At 37.9% G+C, this 5947-nt stretch carries 6 protein-coding genes and 2 pseudogenes; 3 read left to right on the forward strand and 5 right to left on the reverse strand.

Annotation, left to right across the window (positions count from 1 at the left end; all coding sequences use genetic code 11):
• Window positions 1-245, forward strand: a pseudogene (locus CDO51_RS12750) (group II intron reverse transcriptase/maturase); the annotation flags it as partial.
• A 493-nt stretch (window positions 246-738) separates the two neighbouring features.
• The gene (gene ltrA, locus CDO51_RS12760) at window positions 739-2136 is read left to right on the forward strand and encodes a group II intron reverse transcriptase/maturase (RefSeq protein WP_205842269.1); all 1398 of its coding nucleotides are present in this window, start codon (window positions 739-741) and stop codon (window positions 2134-2136) included.
• Between the two features lie 69 nt (window positions 2137-2205).
• Here ltrA and CDO51_RS12765 read toward each other — a convergent pair whose 3' ends face one another.
• The 5 genes and pseudogenes from CDO51_RS12765 to CDO51_RS12785 form a co-directional block, all read right to left on the reverse strand.
• On the reverse strand, window positions 2206-2388 hold the full coding sequence (locus CDO51_RS12765; protein ID WP_089024610.1) for a protein-L-isoaspartate O-methyltransferase family protein: 183 nt from the start codon (window positions 2386-2388) through the stop codon (window positions 2206-2208).
• A 22-nt stretch (window positions 2389-2410) separates the two neighbouring features.
• A pseudogene (locus CDO51_RS12770) lies at window positions 2411-2560 on the reverse strand (pseudouridine-5'-phosphate glycosidase); the annotation flags it as partial.
• Window positions 2515-2712 (reverse strand): winged helix-turn-helix transcriptional regulator, encoded by a 198-nt coding sequence (locus CDO51_RS15635; RefSeq protein WP_420811499.1) that lies wholly within the window; start codon window positions 2710-2712, stop codon window positions 2515-2517. The pseudogene CDO51_RS12770 and the gene CDO51_RS15635, both read right to left, overlap by 46 nt.
• 95 nt (window positions 2713-2807) lie before the next feature.
• Window positions 2808-3152 (reverse strand): ATP-binding protein, encoded by a 345-nt coding sequence (locus CDO51_RS12780; RefSeq protein WP_089024613.1) that lies wholly within the window; start codon window positions 3150-3152, stop codon window positions 2808-2810.
• A gap of 2 nt (window positions 3153-3154) precedes the next feature.
• Window positions 3155-4408: a DUF1576 domain-containing protein gene (locus CDO51_RS12785; RefSeq protein WP_240503586.1), complete on the reverse strand. Its 1254-nt coding sequence runs from the start codon at window positions 4406-4408 to the stop codon at window positions 3155-3157.
• A 105-nt stretch (window positions 4409-4513) separates the two neighbouring features.
• On the opposite strand from CDO51_RS12785, the gene CDO51_RS12790 reads away from it, so the two are divergent.
• On the forward strand, window positions 4514-5677 hold the full coding sequence (locus tag CDO51_RS12790) for a DUF362 domain-containing protein (protein ID WP_089024614.1): 1164 nt from the start codon (window positions 4514-4516) through the stop codon (window positions 5675-5677).
• Window positions 5678-5947: the final 270 nt, after the last annotated feature.

Genomic DNA, 5947 nt, shown 5'->3' on the forward strand with positions numbered 1-5947 from the left:
GGATTAGGCGTAGAATTCGAATGTACTTGTGGAAGCAATGGAAGAAAATAAGTGCGAGGTTTAAGAACCTCAAACGACTTGGAATAGCTAAAGGGAAAGCTTGGGAATGGGCAAACACTCGGAAAGGTTATTGGCGGATAGCCAATAGCTGGATATTATCAAGGTCATTAACAAATGAATACCTCGCATCAATTGGATATGATGACATATCCAAAAGATACGAGGTACTGCACTTAAATCATTGAACCGCCAAGTACCGGACGGTATGCTTGGTGGTGTGAGAGGTCGGTAGATAAATTAATTATCTACCTCCTACTCGATTGGTTTGCCCTGCATGGGCGGTAGCTAGGCGGTGAAAGTCCGCTACAGGATTGGTGGTAGGAACTGTTAGCAGATGGCAAGGGCGTCCATCGTGAGGTGGAGTCTGAAGGAAGCCTAATGCAAACTCTCGGTCTGACGAACAGAAATCACATACAAGGCATATGTGGGGCGGACGAGTGTGCCATACAACACAAAGTCCAATACCACACGAACCCTACGGTGATGAGAGGAGAGTTACCGTTCTTAACAGGGGAGGTCTTACGGGGGTTGCCGACAAGAGGGTTTAACCAACAACCCACAGCGACAAATCGTGCAGTGATGCACGGTTGAACCGTAAGAAGTCAGCAGAGGTCATAGTACCGGAGACGGGAAGGACCGAACAATTGTAGTCTTTTAAACTAGAGGGAAGGTGAGATAGTGCAAAGAGAGCAGAAAACTGTGAAAACAGGCTACACTTGCGAGGGTATGGTGGAACCAGAGAGTACCAAGGAACGGCGGAGTACTAACTCACTGGAACCTAGTGAGAAAGATGGTGCAGAGAGTTTACTTGATAAATTACTACACACAGGAAATTTAAATTCAGCTTACAAAAAAGTAAAGCAAAACAGAGGTGCAGCAGGTGTTGACGGGATGACAGTCGATGAGCTAATGCCATATCTAAAAGAGAACAAGGATGAATTTCTAGAGAGTTTGAGAAGTGGCAAGTACAAACCCCATCCAGTCAGACGAGTAGAAATACCTAAACCTGATGGTGGGGTAAAACTTCTTGGAGTCACAACAGTCGTGGACCGCATGGTCCAACAGGCACTAGTGCAAATACTACAGCCAATATTTGAACCAACATTTTCTGATAATAGCTTTGGGTTTAGACCAAACCGCAATGCCCAACAAGCGATCAAAAGGTCAAAAGATTACTACGCCCAAGGCTACAAATATGCAGTTGACATAGACCTAGCAAAATATTTTGACACTGTGAACCATGACTTGTTGATAGGTATGGTAAGGGAACAAGTAAAGGATGAAACCATCATACGACTCATACGCAAATTTTTAAAGAGTGGGGCTATGTCAAATGGGCTTTCGAGCCCTTCTACCAAAGGCACTCCACAAGGTGGAAAGCTGTCTCCATTACTCAGTAATATCTACCTCAATAATTTTGATCGCCTACTTGAAAAGAGGGGACACAAATTTGTGAGGTACGCCGATGACTGTGTTATTTACGTCAAAAGTAAGAGAGCCGCTGAAAGAGTAATGACCAGCTGTACAAAGTACCTTGAGGAGAAACTGAAACTTAAGGTAAATCGAGACAAGAGCAAAACTGGGAGCCCACTAAAACTTAAGTTTCTTGGCTTCTCCCTCTACAAAGTTAAAGGGAAGGTTGGAATCAGACCGCACCAGAAGACCGTAAAACGGTTCAAGGACAGGGTACGGCAGATAACAAGTCGTAAACGTGGTAGATCGACTCAGAAGATACTTAAAGAGCTTAAAACATTCACCACAGGCTGGTTAGGCTATTTCTCTATCGCAGATATGAAGAATAGAATCCCCGCCCTTAACGAATGGATTAGACGTAGAATTCGAATGTATTTGTGGAAGCAGTGGAAGAAAATAAGTGCGAGGTTTAAGAACCTCAAACGACTTGGAATAACTAAAGGGAAAGCTTGGGAATGGGCAAACAATCGGAAAGGGTATTGGCGGATAGCCAATAGTTGGATATTATCAAGGTCATTAACAAACGAATGCCTCGCATCAATTGGATATGATGACATATCCAATTTGATGCGAGGCATTGCACTCAAACCATTGAACCGCTAAGTACCGAACGGTATGCTTGTGGTGTGAGAGGTCGGTAGATAAATTAATTATCTACCTCCTAATTGATTTCTACTTAAGTGGTACAAAACGACAACTACCGAGACTTTTTCTAGCATACTTATCTTCTTGTTTGGTTATTACCTGTAATTCTTGTATTAGTTCATTTCCAATAGGAATAACCATGCGCCCACCTTCTTTTAATTGCTTGAGAAGTTCAGAGGGTGTTCTATTAGCAGCAGCTGTTACAATAATTTTATCAAAGAGTTTAGTATACTAGTAGTTCAATTTCATTTTTTGATAAGCCAATCTTTAATTTTCCATTAATTACAGCAATTGTAGCAGGGGTTGCACCATTATCTTTAATAGTTTGTTCTACTTCTAAGGCTGTTTCATAGTTTTTTGGGCATGGCATACCATGAGATACTTTTTACCTAGAATATAGCCTTTTTTCTTAAGGTTTCTTATATGCCCCGCTATAGTAGACCGACTAGACTGATATTTACTAGCTAACTCGTCTTGAGAAATCATAGGATCTTGTTTAATACTATCTAATATTTTTTTCTTGATTTGTAAGATTCACACAACATCACCCGACACAATCATTAATTAATAAACAAAAGTTTACAGATTTACAAAATGTATTATCTCATATTGAAAATAGCATGTAAACGTTACTTATCAATTATTACAGTAATTTCTGTACCTTTACCGGGTTCAGATATAAGAACATAATCATCAATCATCATACCAACAATCGTTAAACCTGAATTTCTAGCAGCTATCCCTGCTAGATCACCATAATAATCTTCAAGCTCATCTCTACGAGGTTGCCCCAACTTTTCCTTTGCTTTTTCTAAAATATCTGATTCCATACCTTTACCGTTGTCTTTTACATATACTACATGTTTATTATCTTTAGAGGTGATTTTAGATTCGATATTAGTAGCCCCAGCTTTAAAAGAGTTACTTAATAGCTCATCTAAGATTCCTTTTATCTTTTGATTGGTTTTTTTCATGATTAGCCTCCTTGTTCATCAAATTGTAAATTTTTTAACACACCTATCATAAGAGTCGCAACTAACCCTCCGGCAAAACCATTATTATATAGATTTAAACCACCATGCAGAAATCCTACGTTCATGACCATAGACATATGCAAAAACCCTGCTATAAGTCCTGCTAAGTTTCCAAATGATCCAGTGATAGGAGCAAGGGTTGTTCCAAATAACACCCCTAAAATCGGACCAGGTTCAGTTGGTGCCCAGTGGAAAAACTGTAAAGATAAAAAAGCTCCAATCATTATAGGGATTATATTTTTAGTATGTTTACCAAAGGAACCAAATCCTACAATAGTTAAAATACCAGTTATACTTGGTCCATTTAACTCTCCACCTATGATTAGTACATAACTGGTCCCTATTAAACCTACAATTCCCATGTTAATAAACGTAGCACCTGTACCTTTTTCGGAAATAAAGTCTGAAACTAGAGCGCCCGATATTTCATGAATTTCAAAAAAGGATTTAAGATTTCCGTTATTTTCGAATAAACCTAGTAAAATCATTGAAATGAAGTATAAAATTAAGGGTATAGTTACTTGTTCATTAAAACCTTCCCCCCAAATCACAACTAATTCTTTGTCTGCCCCAAAACCGCGAAAAAGTCCTGCAAATAGAGTTCCGATAAAACCTGCCGTAAACCCTATATTATATAAATTCATACCTTGATGAGTTCCTAGTAAATGACTTGCAAGAGGTGGGACAAGAAATCCACCCACTATACCGAAAACTAATCCACCCCAAGTGCCAAGACCTAAACCGATAGAAACACTTGAAGCAAGGGGAGCAAGGGCTGTACCAAATAAAGCATTTAGAAGATAATTACTAAAACGTTCTTTTTTAACTCTAGAATATAGCCAAACACCTAAGAAAATTGGCCAGATATTGATAATATTTTTCCCCATAAAAGAAAATCCAGCCATGGTAAAAATAGCAGCTATAATAGGTCCTCTAACAGGGACTTTCGATATAAGAGTTATAATTAGGCCTGTTAACCCTACTAAACCAGCGTTTACTAAAGCTGCTCCAAGACTTCCAATGACAAAGAAATCGGTAATTAGTACACCTGGTACCTGAAAAATTTTGCTTAGATCTGTAAACAATCCTTCATCAAAACTAAAGAAAAAACCTGCAATGATTAGTAACAACATGTAAATACACATAATAAAAAATTCTTTGTTGATTTGTAGTTGCTTTGATTTAATTTTAATCACCTCCAAGATTCTCGTCCTCTATTTTAGCATAATTTATTTATTTTCTGAAAAGAAATTTGATATAATTATCACAAAAGATTTTAAAATAACAAGGTGTGATTAACGTTGTCGATAAATAAAGCCAAAGTTTCAATATGTGGAAACATTTTTGATTATAATTTAAAAATTGTACGATCTGGTTTAGAAGAAGTTCTAGATTATATAGGTGGTTTATCTAACTATATTAATACAGGAGATACCGTTTTATTAAAAGTAAATATGTTAAGCCCTAAAAAACCTGTAGAGGCTGTTACAACTCATCCTAATATAGTCCAAGTTATGTGTGAAATGATTAGAGAACTAGGTGCTTATCCAGTAGTTGGAGACTCGTCAGGGGGAGTAACGACTAAAGGTTCTAGGACAAAACACGCTTTTAAGTTAACAGAAATAGAAAAAGCAACACAAAGAGGGGGGGGAACCATACTAAATTTTGATGAAGTAGGAGCTGTAAAAGTGGCGACTGAAAATTTTAATGAAATTTATATAGCTAAATCTATATATGAAGCTGATATTATAATTTCACTACCAAAATTCAAAACACATGGACTTACGTATTTTACTGGAGCTATTAAAAACATGTATGGTGTAATTCCTGGAACTAAAAAAAGAGAATATCATAGACTCTATCCAGATGTTTGGGAATTTTCAAAACTACTTGCTGATTTATACTGGGAAACTAAGCCTGATTTAAATATAATGGACGGTATATGGGCAATGGAGGGAAATGGACCTTCAGCAGGAAAAAGAAAAGATCTAGGATTACTGTTAGCGAGCGATGATGGTGTAGCTTTAGATGAAATCGCTAGTCATATAATAGGGTTTAAACCAAAGCAAGTGAAGGCTATTAAAATAGCACATGAAAATGGATATGGACAAGGAGATATTAATAATATTGAGTTAAACAAAACAGTTAATAAATTTAAACCAGATAACTTTAAACATCCCTCAACTAGTTATGTAGAAATGGTTCCTTCTGGGTTAATACGAACACTGATGGGGCAATTAGGTACGATACCTGAAATAAACCAATCAAAATGTAGTAAGTGTGGTCTATGTCATCAGAACTGTCCTGTTGATGCAATAGAAATTAGTAAACAAGGACAGTTTAAGGTCAAGGGGCAAGCTTGTATTGAGTGTCTTTGTTGTCATGAACTTTGTCCAATACATGCAGTTAAACTATCTTCTAAAGGAGTTTTGGGAAGAATCTATTCTAAATTTAAAAGAACTTAAAAAAGGGCTGTTTATAACAGCCCCTAATATGTTTGCCCTGCATGGGCGGTGTCTAGGCGGTGAAAGTCCGCTACAGGCTTGGTGGTAGGAACTGTTAGCAGATGGCAAGGGCGTCCATCGCGAGGTGGAGTCTGTAGGAAGCTTAATGCAAACTCTCGGTCTGACGAATAGAAACCACATACAAGGCATACGTGGGGTGGATGAGTGTGCATATCAACACAAAGTCCAATACCACCCGAACCCCACGGTGTAAATGTGGCAGATGTATGA

Origin of the sequence: Natranaerobius trueperi, assembly GCF_002216005.1 — a bacterium.
GTDB lineage: Bacteria > Bacillota > Natranaerobiia > Natranaerobiales > Natranaerobiaceae > Natranaerobius_A > Natranaerobius_A trueperi.

Excerpts from the sequence above, each read along its gene's own strand:
- CDO51_RS12780 (WP_089024613.1), bottom strand. The coding sequence starts at position 3,152 with ATGAAAAAAACCAATCAAAAGATAAAAGGAATCTTAGATGAGCTATTA.